The following is a 20,622-nucleotide window of genomic DNA, read 5'->3' as shown; positions in this document are numbered from 1 at the left end:
GTATCCGCGGTCCGATCCGGCGCTATCGTTTGACGAACTGTGAACGATGGCTTGACCGGGAGGACACGCGCATGCCCGACGGGCTTCCGCTGCGGCCGGGCGACCCTGCCGAGCTCGGCGGCCATCGCCTCCTCCGGCGGCTCGGCGAGGGCAACCAGGGGGTCGTCTTCCTCGGCCGCGGCCCGTTGGGCGAGCAGGTCGCGATCAAGCTGCTCCACGCGCGGATGGCGAACGACACCGGCGCGCGCGAGCGCTTCATGCGCGAGCTGTCGGCCGCCAAGAAGGTCGCGCGCTTCTGCACCGCGCAGGTGCTCGACGCCGACGTCGCGGGCGACCATCCCTACATCGTCAGCGAGTACGTCGAGGGCCGCTCGCTGCGGTCCCACATCATCGCCGAGGGCCCGCGCGCGGACGGCGCGCTCGAACGCCTGGCGATCGGCACGCTGACCGCGCTCGCCGCGATCCACCGGGCGGGCATCGTCCACCGCGACTTCAACCCGCACAACGTCCTGCTGGGCCCGGACGGCCCGCGCGTCATCGACTTCGGCATCGCCCGCGCGCTCGGCGCCACGGGCAACCAGGAGTCCAACCGCGCCGGCACGCCGTCGTACATGGCGCCGGAGCAGATCACCGACGGCGAGATCGGCCCGCCGGCGGACATGTTCGCGTGGGGCTCGACGATCCTGTTCGCGGCCACCGGCCGCCCGCCGTTCGGCAACGAGGCCGTGCACGCCGTGATGCAGCGGATCGTGCACGACGACGCGGACGTCTCCGCGCTGCCCGAGCCGCTGCGCTCGGTCGTGGCCGCCTGCCTGGACAAGGACCCGGCCCAGCGCCCGACCGCCCAGCAGGCCCAGGCCGGCCTGCTCGGCCACGAGGCCACCGAGTCCCTGATGCCGCCTCCGGCCTTCGGCGCCACCACCCCGCACCCGGCCGCCCAGACCGGCCCCCACCATCCGGCCGAGTCACCGGCTCACGGCTTCCCCCCGCCCGGCTCCGTGCTGCCGGCCCCGACCGGCGCCGCCGCCCCACGACAGGACGGCGTGGCTTCCGCGCCGCCGGCACCCGGATCCGTGGAGCGGGCGACGGCCGTGCGGTCGCTCGCCGATCCCGCCCTACCGTCCGCCGCCCCGTCCACCTCGCATCCCACCGGGGCCGAGGCGCCGCACGACCGTGCGGTGGCCGGGGCGCCGCTGCACGCTCGCCCGGAACCGCCCGCCGCCGACGGTCCCGCGGTCTCCGGTGAGCGGCGTACGACCGGTCCCGGCGGATCCGCGGGCGGCAGGACGCCCGCGCGGTCCGCGCTGACGCCCGCCGCGAGCGCCGTCGTCGCGCGGCGGCGGCCCCGGGTCGGCTGGGCGCTCGGGGCGGCCGTGGCCGTCGTCGCCGCCGCGGCCGCCGTGGCGATCCCCCTGTGGCCGCACGGTGGTGACGCGGCCACCGAGCCGAAGGTACGCGTGGCCGCGGCCACCCCCGCCTCGCCCACGCCGCAGGCCACCGTCACCCACCGGCCGCAGTTCAACGGCGTGCGGTCCGGCGTGCCGAAGCCGACCCCGAAGAAGCACACGAAGCGCCCCGCCAAGGGCTGCCGCGACTACGACCGCACGTACGGCGTGACCGGCGCGGGCTCCGCCCACCTCAAGGGCTCGGTCTGCCGTGACCACTACAGCGGCACCGTGGTCCTGACCGACACCGCGCCGAAGGACGGCTGGAGCGTCTGCCTGCAGCTACGCGGCCACATCACCGGCACCGCTCCCACGTACGTCAGCACGATCGTGTCCTCCAAGGACGGCCGGGTGCGCGCCTTCGACAACGGCCCGAAGGCCCGGTTCGGCGCCAAGACCAAACGCACCGAGGACACGGTCACGGTCAACGTCGGCCGCTGCCGTGGGTCCGGCGCCGCCATCCAGACGTCCTGGCAGACCCAGCAGCAACTGGCCGCCGGATAGCCGGCGCCGCTTCCCGGACCGCCGGACGCGGCGTCGCCGGGAGCAGCAGGCCCACGAGCGCCCCGGCCAGCGCCAGCCCGGCGGCCGTGCCCACCGCCGGGGAGAACCCGTCGGTGAACGCCGCGGCCGACGCGTACCCGCCGGTCGCGCCGAACACGGCGGCCGGGACCGCCACGCCGAACGCGCCGCCGAGCTGGCGCATCGTGCTGTACGCGCCGGACGCCCGGCCGATGTCGGCCGGGGCGCTCGTGCTGACCGCCGCCTTGGTCACGGCCGGGATCGCGAGCGCGAACCCGATCCCGGCGATGCTCATCGGCGTGACCAGCGCCGCGTACGACAGGTCAGGCGAGGCGACCAGCGCGATCCAGCCCATGCCCGCGGTCTGCAGGACGAGGCCGGCGACGACCAGCGGGCGTACGCCGAGGCGGTCGGCGAGCGCGCCGGCGCGCGGCGCGATCAGGAACGGCGCGATCCCCCACGGCAGCATGCGCAGCCCGGCGCCCAGCGGCCCCAACCCCATGGCGACCTGCAGGTACTGCGTCATGAAGAAGATCGCGCCCATCATCGACCCGTTGAGCAGGAAGATCACCGCGTTGCCGGCCGAGAACGCGCGGGAGCCGAACAGCCGTAGCGGCAGCATCGGCGTACGGGCGCGCGACTGCCAGACGACGAAGGCCAGGGCGAGTACCGCGCTCCCGGCGAGCGGCCCCGCCACGGTGAGGGCGCCCCAGCCGGCGGAGTTCGCCCGTACCAGGCCCCAGACGAGCCCGAACGCGGCCAGCGTGAACAGGACGAGGCCGGGCAGGTCGACCGACGCGCCCTGGCCGAAGCCCTCCTTGACCCGGCTCAGGACGAACGGGATCGCGAGCAGGCCGATCGGCACGTTGAGCCAGAAGATCCACTGCCAGGCCAGTCCCTCGGTGATCACGCCACCGAGCACCGGTCCGAGCAGCGCGGCCAGCCCGGTGACGCTTCCGTAGACGCCGAGCGCCCAGCCGCGCCGCTCCGGCGGGAAGGCCGCGTTCAGCAGGCCGAGCGCCAGCGGCATGGTGATCGCCGCGCCGGCTCCCTGCACGACGCGGGCCGCGATCAGTGCGCCCGTGCTCGGCGCGAGCGCACACGCGACCGACGCCGCGGCGAACAGCGCGAGGCCCGCGACGTACAACCGCCTGCGCCCGAACCGGTCCCCCAGCGAGGCGCTGGTCATCAGCAGCACCGCGAAGCTCAAGGTGTAGGCGTTGACGGTCCACTCCAGGTCCTCGATCGACGCGTGCAGATCGCGCTGGATCGCGGTCAGCGCGGTGGCCACGATCAGCGCGTCGAGCACGACCATGAACGAGCCCACCGACGCCAGGACCAGCGCCCACCGCTGCTCGGCGGTCGCCCGGCCGTTATTCGTACGACTCACGGATTTTCTCCCATCACTTCGGTCGTACGTTGGGACACCGGGTGGCGGAGAGTCTGGGCGGTGACCACTTTCGGGCGTGGCCGGTGTCAGTACGGACGTGAACCGCACTGTGAAAGGTGACCCGATGCCGGGCGAAGACACTCTTCAGCGGGCGCAGGCCGGCGACGGGCAGGCGTTCCGCGAGCTGACCGAGCCCTACCGGCGTGAGCTGCAGGTGCACTGCTACCGCATCCTCGGCTCGATCCAGGACGCCGAGGACCTGCTCCAGGAGACCCTGCTGGCCGCCTGGCGCGGGCTCGACGGGTTCGAGGGGCGTTCGTCGCTGCGCTCGTGGCTGTACCGGATCGCGACGAACCGCTGCCTGAACGCGCTGCGGAACGGCGCCCGCCGCCCCGAACGCCCGGTGTTCGTCCCGGAGGTCACGTTGCCCGAGCCCACCCGCCACGGCGATCCGAGCTGGCTGGAGCCGTACCCGGACGTCCTGCTCGACGGGCTGCCCGACGGGGAGCTCGGGCCGGAGGCGCGCTATGAGAGCAAGGAGTCGGTCTCGCTGGCGTTCCTGGTCGCCCTGCAGCATCTGCCGCCGCGGCAGCGGGCGGTGCTGGTGCTGCGCGACGTGCTCGGCTTCCGCGCGGCCGAGGTGGCCGGCATGCTCGACAGCAGCGAGGACTCCGTCACCAGCGCGCTGAAGCGGGCGCGCGCGACGCTGACGGCCCGCATGCCCGAGACCGATCGCGAACGGGCGCCGCTGCCGCGGTCATCCCGCGAGCGCAAGATCGTCGAGGACTTCTCCCGCGCGTTCGAGAGCGGCGACGTGGACGCGATCCTCGCGCTGCTCACCGAGGACGTGTGGCTGACCATGCCGCCGCTGCCGCTGGAGTACCAGGGTCACGCGGCCACCGGCCACTTCCTGGCGACGATCGCGCTGCGCGACGGCCGGAGGTACCACCTGATCCCGACGTACGCGAACGGCCAGCCCGCGTTCGGCGCCTATCTGATCGATCCGGGGACGCCGATCCTGCGCGCCCACGGTGTGCTCGTGCTCACGCTGTCGGGCGACCGGATCTCCGCGCTGACCAGGTTCATGGACAACAGCCTGCTGCCGTACTTCGGCCTGCCCCGGACGCTGCGTTCGTGAGGTCACCGCCTGCCCGCCCGGACGGCCGGGCGGGCAGGCGGGAGATCGTCAGAGCAGCCAGACGGCGGTGTCCGCCGGCAGCAGGCCGCCGTCGACCGGGCCGCTCGCGAGGCAGATCTGCTGGTGCTCCGGCAGGCGTACGGGCTCGGTTCCGAGGTTGACCACGCAGGTCAGGCCGGACTCGCGGGTGAAGGCGAGCACCTCGTCGCCGAGCGGGACCCACGTGATCGTCCCGTCGCCGAGCTTCTCGTGGCGGATCCGCAGCGCCGTGCGGTACAGGTTGAGCATCGAGGTCGCGTCCGGCTCCTGGGCCTCCACGGTGAGCGGTCCCCAGTCGGCCGGCTGCGGCAGCCAGGGCTCCCCGCCGTACCCGTACGGCGGGGCGTCGCCGGACCACGGCACCGGCACCCGGCAGCCGTCGCGGCCGCGGTCGGTGTTGCCCGACCGGGCCCAGATCGGGTCCTGGAGCAGGTTGTCCGGGATGTCCTCGACCTCGGGCAGGCCCAGTTCTTCGCCCTGGTAGACGTAGACGCCGCCGGGCAGGGCCATGGCCAGCAGCGCCGCGGCCCGCGCCCGCCGGATGCCGAGGTCGCGGTCCGAGACCATGCCGTGCTTGCGGTCGTCGTGGGCGAACGAGGTGTCCGGGCGGCCGTACCTGGTGACCGGGCGGGTGACGTCGTGGTTGGACAGCACCCAGGTGGGCGGGGCGCCGATCGGCACGTGGGTGGCGAGCGTGGTGTCGATCACGCGGCGCAGCGCGGACGCGTCCCACGGGCAGGCCAGGAAGTCGAAGTTGAACGCCGTGTGCAGCTCGTCCGGCCGCAGGTAGCGGGCGAACCGCTCCTGGTCGGGCAGCCAGACCTCGCCGATCAGGAACCGGCCGGGGTAGGTGTCGGAGACCTGCCGCCACTCGCGGTAGATCTCGTGGACGCCGTCGCGGTCGGTGTAGGGGTCCAGGCCGTCCGGCTCGGCGTCCGGGTCCTTGATCAGCACGGCCGCGGAGTCGATGCGGATGCCGTCGACGCCGCGGTCGAACCAGAAGCGCAGGACGTCGAGGAACTCCTCGCGTACGGCGTCGCTGTTCCAGTTGAAGTCGGGCTGTTCGGGCGCGAACAGGTGGAGGTACCACTCGCCGTCGGCGACCTGCGTCCAGGCGGGGCCACCGAAGATCGACTGCCAGTCGTTGGGCGGGCCGCCGTCCTTGCCGGGGCGGAACCAGAACCGCTCCCGCGCCGCCGAGCCGGGCCCGGCCGCGAGCGCCTCCTGGAACCAGGCGTTCTGGTCGGAGGAGTGGTTCGGCACGACGTCAATGATGATCTTGATGTTGAGGTCGTGGGCCTCCTGGATCAGCTTCTCGGCCTCGGCGAGGGTGCCGAAGACCGGTTCGATGCTCCGGTAGTCCGCGACGTCGTAGCCACCGTCCGACATCGGCGAGGGGTACCACGGATTGAGCCAGATGGCGTCGATCCCGAGGTCTGACAGGTAGGCCAGGCGGCTGCGCAGCCCGGCCAGATCGCCGAGCCCGTCTCCATTGCCGTCGGCGAAACTCCGCAGGTAGACCTGGTAGATCGCGGCTCCCCGCCACCACGTTTCACGCATGCTGGGCTACTCCTTCTCAGGCGAAGTGTTCGTGATCGATCCGCGGCCTGCCGAGGGACGCACTCGGGCCCGCTAGGGCGGATCAGCCCTTGAGGCCACCGGCGGTGAGGCCGGCCATGATGTTGCGCTGGAAGAGGAAGAAGATCGCGACAGCTGGAATGCTCGCGATCACCAACGCGGCGATGAGTACGTTCTGCGGCATCTCCTGGGAGAGCTGCGAGATGGCGACACTGACCGGCATCCGGTTGGTGTCGGGTATCACCAGCAGTGGCCAGACGAAGTCCTTCCATACGTTGACCACGGCGAAGATCGACACGACACCGAGAATCGGCCGGGAGACCGGCAGGATGATCGACCACAACATACGTGGTGCCGAGGCCCCGTCGATGGCCGCCGCCTCCAGCAGCTCCGACGGGATGGAGTCGAAGAATCTCTTGAGCAAGAAGATGTTGAACCCGTTGGCGGCGGCCGGCAGCCAGATCGCCCACGGGGTGTTCAACAGGTTGAGGTGCAGGATCGGGATGTCCCGTACGGTCAGGTACGCGGGCAGGAGCAGGACGGTCGGCGGGATCATCAGGGTGAGCAGCATGCCGCCGAGCACGAGCTTGCCGAACATCGGCCGCAGCTTGGACAGCGCGAAGGCGGCCGAGACGTCGACCGCCAGCTGGAGGAGCCAGGCCCCCAGCGCGTAGATGAACGTGTTCAGCATGTAGCGGCCCAGGTCCATCTGGCTCCAGGCCTTCTTGTACACCTCCGGGTGCGGATGCTCGGGGAAGAGCGTCGGCGGCAGCCGTACGAGCTCGCTGGAGGACTTCATCGCGCCGGTGACCATCCAGTAGAGCGGGAAGACGAACACCAGCGTGAAGATCAGGATGGTGAGCGTCAGCACGGTCCAGTAGACGATCCGGCCGCGCCGACTCCGCAGGCTGTGCGGGGAGACCAGGGTCCGCTGCGACGGCTCGATCCGCCGCGGCCTCCTGGCCCGCCGGACGGCGGGAGGGGCGGGCGCCGCGGGGACCGGGTGGTCCAGGACGTTCGACATCGATGCTCCTAACCTCAGACCCGGGCCGCCCGGCCGTCATGGTCGTCGCGGGAGAGCCGCAGGTAGACGGCGGAGAAGATGACGAGAACGAGCATCAGCATCAGGCCGAGCGCGCCACCGCTGCCGTAGTTGTTGAAGTTGAAGGCGTACTGGTACATGAGGTACACGACGCTCACCGTGGCGTTGTCCGGTCCGCCTCCGGTGAGCAGGAAGGGTTCGATGAACACCTGCATCGTCGCGATGATCTGCAGCAGGAGCATGACCAGCAGGATCAGCTTGGTCTGCGGGATCGTGATGTGACGGATGCGGCGAATGAGCCCGGCGCCGTCCAGCTCCGCCGCCTCGTACAGCTCGGCGGGCACGGTCTGCAGCGCGGCGAGGTAGATGAGCGTGCCGCTGCCCATGTTCGTCCAGGTCGCGACGATGACCAGCGAGATCAGCGCCGTCTTTCCGGAGTCGAGCCAGGCGAGCGTCGGCAGGTGCACGAACCTCAGGATCTCGTTGAACAGGCCCGGTCCCGGGTTGTAGAACCACTTGAAGAGCAGCACCGAGACCGCCGGCGGCAGCATGACCGGCAGGTAGACCACGAACCTCAGGTAGCCGCGCGCGTGGCGCAGCTCGTTCAGCAGCAGGGCGGTCACGAACGGCACCACGTAGCCGCAGACGAGCGCGAGCAGCGTGAAGATCGCGGTGTTCTTCCAGGCGGCGCTGAACGAGGGGTCCTGGAAGATCCGGTGGAAGTTCTTCAGCCCGACCCACTTGGTGTTGCCCACGAAGTTGGTCTTCTGGAAGCTGAGGATGACCTCGCGGACGATGGGGTACCAGGAGAAGACCGCGAAGCACACCAGAGCGGCGCAGAGGAACCCGTACGCGGTCAGGTTGCGCCGAACGGCGCGACCGCGGCGGGGGCGTGGTCCCCACCGCGTCCTTCTCGAGAGCGAGATGTCCATGTGTCTCCGTTCGCCTCCGTTCTCCCCTGGCCCCGTACGGGCTGGTCGTTCAGGTGGGAGCGGGGGCCGGTGCGCACGGTGACCGGCCCCCGCAGCTTTGTCACTCGGCGTTGGCGAGGATGCCGTTGACCTTCGTCTCGGCCTTGGAGAGCAGGCTGTTGATGTCGGCGTTCTTGTTGGTGAGCACCGAGGAGACCACACCGTCCAGGACCGCGTAGATCTGCTGGGCCTGCGGCGGCTCGAGGCGGTACTTCACCTTCGGGTCACCGTCGGCGAAGGCCTTGTAGTTGTCGACCGGCATGTTGGAGTTCTGCTTGCGGATCCCGAGCTCCTCGGCCGCCGGGGCGCCGGTGAAGATGTTCGGCTGCGGCAGCCCGACCGGCTGCTTGTCGATCTTCTTCTGGGCCCAGTCGAACTGCCCCTTGCCGGGCGTGAGGTTCTCGAACTCCAGCCAGAGGATGCCGGCCTTGATCTGGTCCGGGGAGGACTTGGGGTTGAACATGTACCCGTCGCCGCCGATCAGGGTGCCCTGCGCGCCCGGCATCGGGGCCAGCCCGTAGTCGGCGTAGTTGCCCTGGAACTGGTCCTTGATCGTGGGGATGTTGTCCGGCGCGGAGAGGTACATGCCGAGCTTGCCGGAGGCCATCATCGGCTGGACGTCGGGGATCTGCAGGAGCTGCTTGGCGCCCATGCTGTTGTCGGTCCAGCGCATCTGCTGGAGGTTCTGGAGTACGGCGTGGCCCTGCGGGCTGTTGAACGCCGCCTTCTTTCCGTCGGGCGTCACGATGTCGCCGCCCTGGGAGTACATCTCGGCGGTGAAGTGCCAGCCGCCCTGGTTGCCGGCGCTGTAGTCGGCGTAACCGACGATGCCGTTGCCGAGCGCGGAGATCTTCTTGGCGTCCGCCTGCACCTCGGCCCACGTCGTGGGCGGCTGGTCGGGGTTGAGCCCGGCCTGCGTGAACAGCTTGCGGCTGTAGAGCAGGCCCATCGAGTAGTTGGTCTTGGGCAGGCCCCAGAGCTTGCCGCCGCCCTTGAAGACGTTCAGCAGCTGCGGCTGCAGGCTCGCGTAGTTCTTGACCCCGGAGACGTACTTGGTGATGTCGGCGGCCTGGCCGTTGGCGATGATGTTCTTGGCGTCGGTGAGGTAGACGTAGTAGACGTTCTCCATCTGACCGCCGGCCAGCTTGGCCGTGAAGGTCTTGGGGTCCTCACACGGGAACGCGTCCTTGCTCACGATCGTGATGTTCGGGTGCAGCTTCTCGAACGCCGCGACGTCGTTGTTCCACTCGGTCCGCAGCACCTTGGAGCTCTTCGGCGGCTGACAGCCCACCGTGATCGACACCTTGGTGTTCGGGTCCAGCGGTGCGACGTTCGCGGCCTTGGAGCCGCTCTTGTCGCCATCGTCACTGCTACTGCCACACGCGGCGACGTTGGCCAGGGCGGTTACCCCGGCCAGCGCGACCACGAGATGACGGGCTTTCATCAAAGGACTTCCCTCCTGGAGTGGCACCACGAAGACCATCCGGCCGGACGTCCCGCGCGCGGCCGGCGTCCTGACGTGTTCACGTACGGACGACGAACGCGCTTCGTGCACCCGGTTGCCAGGAACATACAGAGATGTGCAGCATGGAGCAAGAGGCAGTCATATCAATGAAAAAACTAGACAGATGACCGATTGAAGTCGCGGACCCTGAGTGGTTGGGGTCCCCCGAAGTCGCTCTACCTGCGGATATTTCGTGACGTGGGTCACTTGGCCGCCGCGTACAGCAGCGGGGAGCGGCGCGTGAGTGCGCAGCTCGTGACGGGATCGTGATCCGGCGAGTCCGAACCGTGCTCGTGTGCGTCGCGTTCTTACGCGAACCGCGACCGGATCCGGCCGCCACCGACCGGGTAGCAGGGGGTCAGATGCGCCGGGTACAGGAGCCGGGGCAGGTCATGCCCGGCCGAGACGGCGGACCACCGGCACGAGACCCGCTGAAGCGCGGGAACCGCCGAGGCTCCCGGGGGCTGCGAAGGCTCAGGCCATGGCCTCGCGCTGGGGGGCGCGGGCGGGGGCGGTCGAGCCGCGGACGACGAGCTCCGGCTCGTACAGGAGCTCCTCCGCCGTGAAGGCGGTGCGGTCGATCTGGTTCACCAGCATCGTCACCGCCGCCCGGCCCATCGACTCGATGGGCTGGCGGACGGTCGTCAGCGGCGGGTGGGTGCAGTTGATGAAGGCCGAGTCGTCGAAGCCGACCACCGACACGTCGTCGGGCACCGAGAGCCCGGCCCGGCGTACGGCGCGGATCGCACCCAGCGCCTGGGGGTCGCTCGCGCAGATGATGCCGGTGAAGCCGTTCGCCACCAGCCGGCGCGTGACCGCCTGGCCGCCCTCCAGGGAGAACAGCGCGTGCTCGACCGCGCTGTCCGGGAGCTCCAGCCCGGCCGCGGCCGCCGCCGCGGTGAAGGCGGCGAGCTTGCGGCGGGACGGCATGTGGTCCTCCGGGCCGAGGACGAGGCCGATGCGCTCGTGGCCCAGGGAGAGGAGATGCCCGAACGCCTGGTCCACCGCGACCATGTCGTCGGTGGAGACGCGCGGGAAGGTCAGCTCGTCGACGGCCGCGTTGACGAGGACGACGGGCAGCCGCAGGTCGAACAGCCGGTGGTAGTGCTCGTGCGGGGAGTTGGCCTCCGCGTAGTGGCCGCCCGCGAACACCACGCCCGAGACCTGCTGTTCGATCAGCATCTCGATGTAGTCGGCCTCCGACAGGCCACCGGCCGTACGAGTGCAGAGGACGGGCGTGAAGCCCTGCTGGGCCAGCGCTCCCCCGATGACCTCGGCCAGCGCCGGGAAGATCGGGTTGCCGAGCTCGGGGAGCACGAGGCCGACGAGGCGGGCGCGTTCGCCGCGCAACTGCGTCGGGCGTTCGTAGCCGAGGACGTCGAGGGCGGTGAGCACCGCGGCGCGCGTCGCGTCCGAGACGCCCGGTTTGCCGTTGAGGACCCGGCTGACCGTCGCCTCGCTGACCCCGACCTTCTTGGCCACCTCGGCGAGCCGTCGGGTCTTGTTCGCTTCCCCCGGTGCGCGTGTCACGTTCGCAAGCATACGGCCATAACGCGCAATTGACTTGCATCGGGGCTTGCATGGATGTGGCCCGCGGACGCAAGGCTCTCATCCACCTTGAAAGCCTTGCGTCCGCGGGTGCCCGGACGTCCGGAGGAGGATGCGTCCAGTCCTCCTCCGGACGCGTCTGTGGGTTAGGAGGAGTAGACCTCGAACTCGGACAGCTGACCGGCCGGCCAGCCCGTGTTGGCGGTGATCTCCACGCGGACGTAGCGCGTGGAGGCCGGGCTGAACGTCACGGTGGCGGTGTTGCCGCTGGAGGGGTTGAAGGTGACCCCGCGCGAGCCCGCCAGCGTGCTGAACGCCGAGCCGTCGGCCGAGCCCAGCACCGAGAGGGTCTGCGTCCGCGTGGCCCAGGCGGTCGCCGGAGGCAGCTTGAGCACGACCCGCCCGACGTTGGTCTTGGCGCACAGGTCGACCGTGATGCGCTGCGGGAACGCGTTGTTCGCACTCTCCCAGTAGCTGTTCGCGTCACCGTCGACGGCGCGGGTCTCGGCGTAGTCCTGGGTGTGGCCGGTGGCGGTGACCGTCTTGCCGGCCGCCATGTTGCCGCTGCCCGGAGTGCAGGTGGGCGGCGGGTCGGTCGGCGGCGGGGTGGTGCCTCCGCCGCCGCCTCCGGGGTAGATGTAGTTCGGGTCGGGCCACTGGCCGGTGCAGGTGGTCGAGCCCAGGCTCCAGCCGGTGTTGCCGCTGCCGTACGTCGGGGCGAACGAGGTGCCGACGCAGTTGTGGATGTCGACGCCCGCGCCGATGTAGGACGCCTTGACGCCGGTGAACGTCGCGGTCGCCCCGGCCTGCGCCTGGATCATGTACGTCCCGGTGCCGGCCACGTTGACGTTGCTGAAGTTGACCGTGTGCGTGGCGCCGCCCTCGATGAACTGGATCGCCTCGTACGAGCTGTCGACGATGTCGGAGTCGCTGACGTTCACCGTGGCGTTGATCGCCCCGTTGAGCCCGTCGAACCAGATCGCGCCGACGCCGAAGTGCCAGTTGTAGTCGGAGTTGCCCGCGCGCAGCAGGGCGTTGCGCGCCACGGTGATGGTCCCCTGCACGTCGGTGCCGCTGCCGGCGTTGACGCCGGGGTAGCGGTTGGCGACGTGGATGCCGCCGCCGTTGGTGACGGTGTCGGTGACGACGTTGTCGGTGATGGTGAAGTTCCTGCCGCCGTACGTGACGATGTTGTTCGCCAGGACCGGGGCGACCACGGTGTTGTGGGTGAAGGAGTCGTTCACGTTCGGCTGGTTCTCGGGCCAGCTCGCCAGGCCGTCGTCGCCGGTGTTCCGTACGAAGGTGTTGGTCACCGTCGAGTCGGTCACGCCGATGTGGAAGTTCACACCGTCGGCGGTCTGGTCGAGGATCCGGCTGTTCTTGATGGTGAAGTGGTTCATCGGGCCGTCCATCCAGGCCCCGACCTTCGTGTGCTGGATCCACAGGTCATCGACGGTGGAGTTGCTCATCGCCCCGCCGAGGCCGTTGACCTGGTCGGCGTCGACCCGCTCGGTGATCTCGCCGATGATGGCGAAGTCCTTGAGGCTGACGTTCTGGCTCGGCCCGCCGTCCGCGACGTACTTGCCGTAGATGCCGGCGGCGCGGCTGCGGTTGTTCGGGTCGCGGCCGGTGAGCACGCTGTACCACGGGCCCGCGCCGGCGAGCGTGACGCCGTCGACGATCACGTGCCCGTACAGCGTGTACGTGCCCTGCGGGATGTAGACGACCTTGCCCTGGGCCTTGCCCGCGTCCACGGCGGCCTGGAAGGCGGCGGTGGAGTCGGTCGCGCTGTTCTTGACCGCGCCGTAGGAGTCCACCGAGAGCGAGCCGGCGGGCTGGGCGATCGCCCCGGGCACCGCCTCGAAGTCGGCCAGGTCCACGGTCACCGCGGCCGTCGTGGCACCGGAGGTCTGGATCCGCACCTTGGTGCCCTGGGCCAGCGTCGAGCCGAACATCGTCCGTGTCTCGTCGTAGAAGTGGTGCGGGCTCCCGTCACCGGGGTTGTTGCTGAACGGGTAGCCGCCGTAGTACCAGTCGTACTTCGAGGTGAGGGACAGGTCCTTGAGCTTGGAGCCGTTCACGAGCAGGTCGACCGGGGTGGTCAGCCCGGTCCCGTTCCCGCTGTCGGGCACGCTGTAGCGCACCGACATGGCGTTCGCGGCCTTGGGGAGCGTGAACTCCACGTACTTGCCGGACCCGCTGAGGGTGACGGCGCGGCGGCCGGACGCCTCCGACGGGAGGTGCGTGTAGACGCGGTCCGGGCCGATCGCCGTGCCGTTGGTGGCGGCGTCCTCGGCCTCGACCTCGGCGAACGGGACGGTCGCGCCGCGTCCGGGGAACGACCAGGGCGACTCGGCGGCGGTCGCGGCGGAGGCGCCGGAGGACCACAGGGGAATCGCGAGAACGCTCCCGGCGAAGACCAGCGCGGAGGTCACGGCGAGAGCCGCCGCCTTGAGTGCGCCCGGGAACCGGGAGCGGCGTGGAGTGGGGGGATGACCTGACGTCACCATTGCTCGACCCTTCTGGCGCGCGAAAGCCGCGCCTGCACGAACCCCGGCGGGGGTGGGGATCTCGCCGCCTCACGGACGGCGTTGGGCTGAGCACACAGTAGGACGACGGAAGATTTCATGCAATAAACGAACGGAAGGTTGCAAAAATCTCTCTAACACGTACAGTTCGCGACGTGGGAGAACGGTGTCATGAGGCGGCCACACGATGTTGTCCGGCGCGTCAGCGTCACGTTCCGTGACCGGAAGGCGCGCGTTCTGAACTGGCAGTGTGCAACTCACACGCCGGAACCTGCTGATCGGAGCCGCCGGGCTGGCCGTCGCGCCTCGCGGCCCCCGTCGTCCCGGAGACCCCTTCACCCTGGGCGTCGCCTCGGGTGACCCGACCCCCGACGGCGTGGTCCTGTGGACCCGCCTGGCACCGCACCCCCTCGCCGAGGACGGGCACGGCGGAATGCCGTCCCGCGACGTCGACGTCGAGTGGCAGCTCGCCGAGGACGAGAGGTTCACCCGCCTCGTACGGACCGGCACGGTCACCGCGCGCCGCTCGTGGGCGCACAGCGTCCACGCCGAGCCGGCCGGCCTCCAGCCGGGCCGGGAGTACTTCTACCGGTTCCGCACCGCCGGTCACGTCTCGCCGGCCGGCCGGACCCGTACCGCGCCCGCGCCCGGCACGGCGCCGGACCTGATGTTCGCGACCGTGTCCTGCTCCAACTACGAGCAGGGCTACTTCACCGGCTACCGCCGGGTCACCGAGCTGCAGCCCGACGCCGTGCTGCACCTGGGCGACTACATCTACGAGTACGCGCCCGGCGGCTACAAGGCGGCCGACGGCATGGTCGTCCGCCCGCACACCGAGGGCCGGTGCCAGACGCTGACCGACTACCGGCGGCGGCACGCGCAGTACAAGACCGACGGCGACCTGCGGGCACTGCACGCCATGGCGCCCTGGATCACGGTCAACGACGACCACGAGGTGGAGAACAACTGGGCCGGTACGCACGCGGGCACCTCCCACGCGCCCGGGTTCGCCGAGCGCAAGCGCGCCGGTTACCGCGCGTACTACGAGCACATGCCGCTGCGCCGGACCTCGGTGCCGCGCGGGTCCCGGATCCAGCTCTACCGGCGGCTCTCCTGGGGCTCCCTGGCCACCATCCACGTGCTCGACACCCGGCAGGTGCGCGACGACCAGCCGTGCGACGACGGCGTACGGCTCGACTGCGACGAGCGCCTCGACGCCGGGCGCGTCCTGGCCGGTCCGGAGCAGCGGCGCTGGCTGGCCTCCGGCCTCCGCTCGTCCGGCGCACGCTGGAACCTCCTCGCCCAGCAGATCTTCATGGCCCAGCACGACTACCACCTCGGGCCGGGCAAGGAGCTGCTGGTCGACACGTGGGACGGCTACGCGGCCGAGCGCGACCGGGTGCTCGGCGACGTCGTCGCCTCCGGCGCGCGCAACCCCGTCGTGCTCACGGGCGACGTCCACGCGCACTACGCCAGCGACCTGCTCACGAACTTCGACGACCCGGACTCCCGGCGCGTCGGCGTCGAGCTGGTCACCACCTCGATCACGAGCGACGGCGACGGGTACGACGACGCGGCCGGGCGCGCGGTGGAGCTGGCGGAGAACCCGCACATCGCCTACGCCGACCAGCGCCGCGGCTTCGTCATGTGCCGGCTGACCCCGCGCGAGCTGCGCGCCGACTTCCACACCATGCCCTACGTCTCGAAGCGGAACGCCCCGGACACGGTCGCGGCGAGCTTCACCGTCGCCGACGGCGCCCATCGGCTCTCCCGGTCCGCGGTGTCCCCCAGGCGGCAGCAGGCCGCGGTCGCCGAGGCACCCCGCTGAGACCGCTCAGATCACGGCGTAGCCGAGGAGTTCGCCGGCTACGCCGTTCTGGAGCGGCGTACGCGTCCTCCCGTGGACCCGGTAGACCGCACCGCCGAAACCGTGGGCGCCCGGGGCGCCGACGAACAGGTCCCGGCCGCGGATCGAGAGCGTCCACCCGAACTGTGCCGTACGGCCCGCCGGCGAGGCGATGACCCTGCCGCGGGTCAGGCCGCGGCCCCGGTGGCCGTTCAGCACCTGGACGACGCCGCTGCCGGTCGCGCTCACCACGAGGTCGGCGGTGCCGTTCCCGTCGAGGTCGGCGGCCGCCAGCGTGGTGCCGAACCGGTCGTAGTGGCCGGCCCTGCGTGGCGTCCACACCTCGTCCCGGCCGGAGGCGTACAGGACGTGGACCGCACCCGTCGCGAAGTTCTCGGGGATCTTGGTCTGGTCCTCGCCGGGCGCGCCGACCGCGAGTTCGTCGACCCCGTCGTGGTCGACGTCGACGGCGGCGACCGCCGCGCCGAACTTGTCGTACCGCTCGGAGACCCCGCGGACGCCACCGCTCTCCTGGGTGACACGCCGGGACCGGTGGGCGGCCGGGTCCAGGACGGTGACCGCGCCCGACGCCTCGTCGCCGTCGCCCGGTGCGCCCACCGCGAGCTCCCGGCCACGGCCGCCGCCGAACCGGCCGATGGCCAGCGCCGACCCGAAGCCGTCGGTCTGGCTCGTACGCTGGCCGACCCACGAGGTGCGCTGGGTGACGAGCCGCCGGGTTCGCAGGCCGTGGGTGAACACGCCGACGCCGCCGCCCCCGGACAGGCCCGGCGCGCCGACCACGAGGTCGTCGCGGCCGTCCCGGTCCAGGTCGCCGGCCACGAGGGCCGCGCCGAACCGGTCGCTGCCCGGCTCGCGGCCCAGGTCGCGGGTGCCGAGCACACGGCCGGGGCGGAGTCCGGCAGGCGATCCGTAGTACAGGTACACCGCGCCCGTGCCGTCGGCGCCGGACCGCGCCGAGCCGTGGTCGGGCACCCCCACGGCGAGGTCGTCGCAGTGGTCACCGTTGAAGTCGCCGGTGGCGAGGGTCGCGCCGAAGCCCGCGTCCCGCTCGGGCGACGGCGCGGCCAGCCGGCTCACATGCCCGCCGTACCCGACGGCGACCGCGCCGGCCCGCACGCGGCCGGAGACGGTGGCGTACGGCGCGCCGGCGGCGTTGTCGCTCCGGCCGTCCCCGTCGAAGTCGGCGGAGGCGTGGCCGTGGCAGGGCTCGGCCCGTACGAAGGCGGCGCCGAGAACCGCGTGCCCGGCGGCGTGGGGAGACCGCGCCGCCGGGCCGACGGCGGAACCACAGGTCAGCAGGATCACGGTGGCGGTGGCACCCATCCGCACGGTGGTCTTCACATCCGACAGGCTGCCCCTGTCATGGAACGTCCGGATTCACGGACAGTGTCCATTGCCTGACTTCTTGGCTGTCTGTGGGTCAGTGGCGCAGTGCGCTCCCGTGGAGCCACTTGTTCCACGACATCTGGTAGAAGGACCAGCCGTTGTCCGGCTCCACCTGGCGGTCGGTGCCGGTGATGTCGACCGGGTCGCCGGGCTGGGACTGCTTGAAGTACCAGATCGCGTCCGTGGCCGGCTGGCGGATGCAGCCGTGGCTGCAGTTGCTGTTCCCGAGGCAGCCCTCGTCGCCGGGCGTCTGGTGGAGGTACTCACCGGCGTTGGAGACGCGGACCGCGTAATGGATGAGCTCGCTGTAGTAGCCGGCGTCACCGGGGCCGCGGCCGGGCGAGGTCATCGTGACGTCCTCGTCCTTCTCCATGTTGAGATGGATGCCGCTGGTCGTGGTGTACTCCGTGCTGCCGCCCATGCCCGCGCTGATCGGGACGTGGCGCACCGTCTTGCCGTCCCACTCGACCCGCATCTGGTGCCGGGCGATGTCGAGGTACGAGACGTGCGCCGCACCGATCTTGTAGGTGCGGACCAGGTCCTTGGTGCCGTAGACGCCGTCGCCGCCCTTCACCCCGCTGAGGTGGGCGACCAGCATGATCTTCTGATGGGCCGGCCAGTACGTCTTTGCGCGGTAGATGACCTGCTTGTCGCCGAACCAGTGCCACGCGCCCAGGACCGGCTTCTCCGCGACCACCTGGAGGGCCTTCTCCACCGCCGCGCGGTCGTGTACTTCTTTGTCGAAGTTGAGGATCAGCGGCAGGCCGACGCCGTACGTCTCGCCCCTGCGGCTCTCGAGGACCTCGTCCTGGCTGGCGGAGAACGTGCCGGCCGCGGTCTTGGTGGCGAAGCTGCTGGCCGCCGTCGCCAGCCGGCCGCCGGCGTTCGCGGCGCTGGCCCGTACGTTGATCGTGGCGCCCGGTCTGAGGGTCCAGCGGGACTGCCACTGGGTGCGGTCCTTGTTGTACTCCCCCAGGACGCGTTTGCCGCCGCTGGTGAGGACGACGTCGGCGAGACGCCCGCCCGTGGCGCGGACGACGACCGGGTCGTCCGGCCGCACGCCGGCGGTGCCGTTGGCGGGGGTGATCACCACCCTCGCCGCCGCGGCCTCGCCTTTCTTGTTCGCGTTTCCGCCCGCGGAACTGCCACCGCCGCCGCACCCCGCACTAATGATGACCGCGACGCCGGTGGTCGTAATGACGAGCGCTCTCAGACCACTGGCAGTGACGTGCATTCGCAACCCTTCCTGCGGCTTGAACCGTTAGGCGCAAAGCGTGATCGACCATGAGATACCCACACTGAGCGGCGGGGATGCCCGAAACGATCACCCTTTGGGAGGCAGCGGGAAAGAGCACGCGTGGCATATCGTCGTACGCCAGATGTCGCCTATTCCGACATCAGGTGAAACTTGGAGCGAAGTCCGTCGGATTTGACGGATTGTTCACCTTCACATTACCCAACCCGGTGATAACTCGCGTCGAATGCGCGCCGGAAGAGTTCGAGCGAACGGCGCGTGGCCGACTCGACCTTCGCGTGCTCGGCCTCGTCCCGTACGGTGATCTTGATCAGCTCGAACGCCTCGCGCGGGTGGGCGTCGTCGTACTCGGCGTGCTCGCTGAGCCAGAGCAGCCCCTTACTGTCATCGCCGTACCGCTTCTGGAAGGCCGGCAGGACGAGCCGCGTCCACTCCCCGGTGGTGCCCTCGATCGCGTAGTTGACGGCGCCGAACGCCTCGGCGAGCGTGCCCCGATAGCTGATGGACCACAGGTAGTCGCACAGGGCGCCCACCTCGGGACATGGACGGTGGGAGACGATCTCGTCGTACTCGACGCCGTGAAGGACGCCCCAGTCGGCGAACCACTGGGCGTGCAGCGCCTCGGTCCGGATGTTGCCGATCAGCCAGTCACGGGCGAGGTAGTCACCAGGCGTCTGGCCGAATGTGGTCTTGGCCAGGTAGACGCCCATGTACTTCGGGAAAGCCTCGACCACGCAGAAGAAGTCCAGCAGGACCCGCCGCCAGGCCTTGTCGGGGAACTCCCCGGCGGCGGTCTCGGTGAACAGCGGCGACTCGAGCACCGCCGACCAATCGGGACGGAGCGAATCGACCATGGTCAGAGCCCACTCGGGGTGGGGGGTTTCGGTCAGCTCGCGCTTGACCGTCCGGTGATGCTGTGTGCGGGAAGTGGGACGAGAGGTCGGACCGCTGGCAGTAGTCATCGCGTTACTCCTCGCTCGGGTTCTCCAGTATCCGCGTCCTTCACAGACGGTCAATATGCCTGTTTCATAGGGGCACATAACGCCCTGAACCTTTTGTCACTCCTGCCGCGACCGAGAGGCTCCAGGTGAATCGTGATCATGCCGTCGTCGTCGGCGGAAGCATGGCCGGACTGCTGGCCGTCCGCGTCCTGACCGATCATTTCGACCGCGTCACACTCGTCGAACGGGACCGGTTTCCGGCCGGGGCGGCCTTCCGGCCCGGCGTCGCGCAGTCCCGCCACCTCCACGTGCTCTGGACCCGCGGTCTCGAGCTTATGGAAGACCTTTTCCCCGGTTTGGAGCAGACGCTGCTCGGCGCCGGGGCCGAGGACATCGGCGTCCCCTCCGACCTGCTGTGGCTGACCTCGGCCGGCTGGCGCAAGCGGTTCGAGGTGACGCGGCTCCTGACGTTCAGCCGCCCGCTGCTCGACTGGGCCGTGCACTCCCGGCTCGCCGGGGACGCCGCGCTGTCGCTCGACGTCCTGGAGGACAACGAGGTGACCGGGCTCCTCACACGCGGGCCGGACGTCGCGGGGGTCGCGTTACGGTCGGGCGAGACGATCGCCGCCGACCTGGTGGTCGACACGACCGGCCGGGGTTCGCGCGCGCCGGCGTGGCTGGCCGCGCTCGGCTATCCGGCACCACCGGAGACGCTGGTCGACCCGCTGCTGGGGTACGCCAGCCGCTACTACGCCGTCCCGGACGGCTTCGACCCGGGCTGGAAGGCGCTCTACCTCCAGGCCGACCCGCCGGCGACGCGCCGTACGGGAGGGTTGTTCCCCCAGGAGGGCGGGCGCTGGATCTGCAGCCTGTCCGGAGCGGGCCGCGACTACGGCCCGACCGAGGAGAACGCCTTCCTGGACTTCGCCAAGGGACTGCGCGACCCGGTGCTGTACGAGGCGATCCGCGACGCCGAGCCGCTCAGCCCGATCACCGGCTTCCGGCGTACGGCGAACCACCGGCGGCACTACGAGCGGCTGCCCGCGTGGCCGCGCGGTTTCGTGGTGATGGGCGACGCCACGTGCGCCTTCAACCCGATCTACGGCCAGGGCATGAGCGTCGCGGCCCTGTCGGCGATGGCGCTGGACCGGTGCCTGCGGGAGGACCGCGACGACGCCGAGCGGAGATTCCAGCGGCGGGCGGCCCGGAGCGCGGCGGGAGCCTGGCTGGTCGCGACCGGCGAGGACCTGCGCTACCGCGAGACGGAGGCGGCCCCGACCCGGCTGACCACCCGCGTGATCAACGCCTACGTGGACCGCGTGGTGGCGGCGGCCAACGTCGACCGCCACGTCTGCGCGAGCCTGCTGGACGTCCTGGCGCTCACCTCGGCCCCCGCCTCGCTCTTCTCCCCCGCGGTACTGGCCAGAGTCGCCGCGAGCGGCCTCCGCCGCCCGACCGAACGCTGAGC

At 70.7% G+C, this 20,622-nt stretch carries 14 protein-coding genes; 4 read left to right on the top strand and 10 right to left on the bottom strand.

Annotation, left to right across the window (positions count from 1 at the left end; all coding sequences use genetic code 11):
* Positions 1–71: 71 nt before the first annotated feature.
* On the top strand, positions 72–1,949 hold the full coding sequence (locus QWU11_RS20560; protein WP_290115653.1) for a serine/threonine protein kinase: 1,878 nt from the start codon (positions 72–74) through the stop codon (positions 1,947–1,949).
* On the opposite strand, the gene QWU11_RS20555 is transcribed toward QWU11_RS20560, so the two are convergent.
* Positions 1,870–3,357, bottom strand: coding sequence for a DHA2 family efflux MFS transporter permease subunit (locus tag QWU11_RS20555; protein ID WP_290115652.1), 1,488 nt, complete (start codon positions 3,355–3,357; stop codon positions 1,870–1,872). The two genes, QWU11_RS20560 and QWU11_RS20555, sit on opposite strands and share 80 nt — an antisense overlap.
* A gap of 124 nt (positions 3,358–3,481) precedes the next feature.
* Here QWU11_RS20555 and QWU11_RS20550 point away from each other — a divergent pair, with 124 nt between their 5' ends.
* Entirely contained in the window at positions 3,482–4,495 is a 1,014-nt protein-coding gene (locus QWU11_RS20550; RefSeq protein ID WP_290115651.1) for a sigma-70 family RNA polymerase sigma factor, read from the top strand.
* 48 nt (positions 4,496–4,543) lie between these two features.
* Here the strand turns inward: QWU11_RS20550 and QWU11_RS20545 are convergent, their stop codons facing one another.
* The 6 genes from QWU11_RS20545 to QWU11_RS20520 all read right to left on the bottom strand — a co-directional run bounded on the left by QWU11_RS20545 (position 4,544) and on the right by QWU11_RS20520 (position 13,612).
* Positions 4,544–6,094, bottom strand: coding sequence for a glycoside hydrolase family 13 protein (locus tag QWU11_RS20545; RefSeq protein ID WP_290115650.1), 1,551 nt, complete (start codon positions 6,092–6,094; stop codon positions 4,544–4,546).
* Between the two features lie 82 nt (positions 6,095–6,176).
* The gene (locus QWU11_RS20540) at positions 6,177–7,136 is read right to left on the bottom strand and encodes a carbohydrate ABC transporter permease (protein ID WP_290115649.1); all 960 of its coding nucleotides are present in this window, start codon (positions 7,134–7,136) and stop codon (positions 6,177–6,179) included.
* Positions 7,137–7,150: 14 nt separating this feature from the next.
* Positions 7,151–8,086: a sugar ABC transporter permease gene (locus QWU11_RS20535; RefSeq protein WP_290115648.1), complete on the bottom strand. Its 936-nt coding sequence runs from the start codon at positions 8,084–8,086 to the stop codon at positions 7,151–7,153.
* 100 nt (positions 8,087–8,186) lie between these two features.
* Entirely contained in the window at positions 8,187–9,569 is a 1,383-nt protein-coding gene (locus QWU11_RS20530; protein WP_290115641.1) for an extracellular solute-binding protein, read from the bottom strand.
* A 534-nt stretch (positions 9,570–10,103) separates the two neighbouring features.
* A complete protein-coding gene (locus QWU11_RS20525; protein WP_290115640.1) occupies positions 10,104–11,159 on the bottom strand; it encodes a LacI family DNA-binding transcriptional regulator in 1,056 nt (351 codons plus the stop codon).
* A gap of 164 nt (positions 11,160–11,323) precedes the next feature.
* Positions 11,324–13,612 (bottom strand): discoidin domain-containing protein, encoded by a 2,289-nt coding sequence (locus tag QWU11_RS20520; protein ID WP_290115639.1) that lies wholly within the window; start codon positions 13,610–13,612, stop codon positions 11,324–11,326.
* Between the two features lie 343 nt (positions 13,613–13,955).
* Between QWU11_RS20520 and QWU11_RS20515 the strand changes: the two genes are divergently transcribed.
* The gene (locus QWU11_RS20515; RefSeq protein WP_290115638.1) at positions 13,956–15,533 is read left to right on the top strand and encodes an alkaline phosphatase D family protein; all 1,578 of its coding nucleotides are present in this window, start codon (positions 13,956–13,958) and stop codon (positions 15,531–15,533) included.
* A gap of 6 nt (positions 15,534–15,539) precedes the next feature.
* Here the strand turns inward: QWU11_RS20515 and QWU11_RS20510 are convergent, their stop codons facing one another.
* The 3 genes from QWU11_RS20510 to QWU11_RS20500 form a co-directional block, all read right to left on the bottom strand.
* A complete protein-coding gene (locus QWU11_RS20510) occupies positions 15,540–16,913 on the bottom strand; it encodes an FG-GAP repeat protein (protein WP_290115636.1) in 1,374 nt (457 codons plus the stop codon).
* A 79-nt stretch (positions 16,914–16,992) separates the two neighbouring features.
* Complete coding sequence (locus tag QWU11_RS20505) at positions 16,993–18,051, bottom strand: Ig-like domain-containing protein (protein WP_290115631.1); 1,059 nt, start codon at positions 18,049–18,051, stop codon at positions 16,993–16,995.
* Between the two features lie 359 nt (positions 18,052–18,410).
* Positions 18,411–19,067: an iron-containing redox enzyme family protein gene (locus QWU11_RS20500; protein WP_290115630.1), complete on the bottom strand. Its 657-nt coding sequence runs from the start codon at positions 19,065–19,067 to the stop codon at positions 18,411–18,413.
* 233 nt (positions 19,068–19,300) lie between these two features.
* Here QWU11_RS20500 and QWU11_RS20495 point away from each other — a divergent pair, with 233 nt between their 5' ends.
* Positions 19,301–20,620, top strand: a complete 1,320-nt coding sequence (locus tag QWU11_RS20495; RefSeq protein ID WP_290115629.1) for a hypothetical protein — start codon at positions 19,301–19,303, stop codon at positions 20,618–20,620.
* Positions 20,621–20,622 lie beyond the last annotated feature (2 nt).

Source organism: Actinomadura sp. DC4 (assembly GCF_030406325.1).
Taxonomy (GTDB): Bacteria; Actinomycetota; Actinomycetes; order Streptosporangiales; family Streptosporangiaceae; genus Actinoallomurus.
Note: the sequence above shows the minus strand (reverse complement) of the source record. Positions and strands in the feature narration are given on the sequence as shown.

What these genes read in the sequence shown, in the direction of transcription:
- QWU11_RS20530 (WP_290115641.1), bottom strand. Translation starts at nt 9,569, where the DNA reads ATGAAAGCCCGTCATCTCGTGGTCGCGCTGGCCGGGGTAACCGCCCTG.
- QWU11_RS20540 (WP_290115649.1), bottom strand. Translation starts at nt 7,136, where the DNA reads ATGTCGAACGTCCTGGACCACCCGGTCCCCGCGGCGCCCGCCCCTCCC.
- QWU11_RS20550 (WP_290115651.1), top strand. Translation starts at nt 3,482, where the DNA reads ATGCCGGGCGAAGACACTCTTCAGCGGGCGCAGGCCGGCGACGGGCAG.
- QWU11_RS20535 (WP_290115648.1), bottom strand. Translation starts at nt 8,086, where the DNA reads ATGGACATCTCGCTCTCGAGAAGGACGCGGTGGGGACCACGCCCCCGC.
- QWU11_RS20560 (WP_290115653.1), top strand. Translation starts at nt 72, where the DNA reads ATGCCCGACGGGCTTCCGCTGCGGCCGGGCGACCCTGCCGAGCTCGGC.
- QWU11_RS20500 (WP_290115630.1), bottom strand. Translation starts at nt 19,067, where the DNA reads ATGGTCGATTCGCTCCGTCCCGATTGGTCGGCGGTGCTCGAGTCGCCG.
- QWU11_RS20545 (WP_290115650.1), bottom strand. Translation starts at nt 6,094, where the DNA reads ATGCGTGAAACGTGGTGGCGGGGAGCCGCGATCTACCAGGTCTACCTG.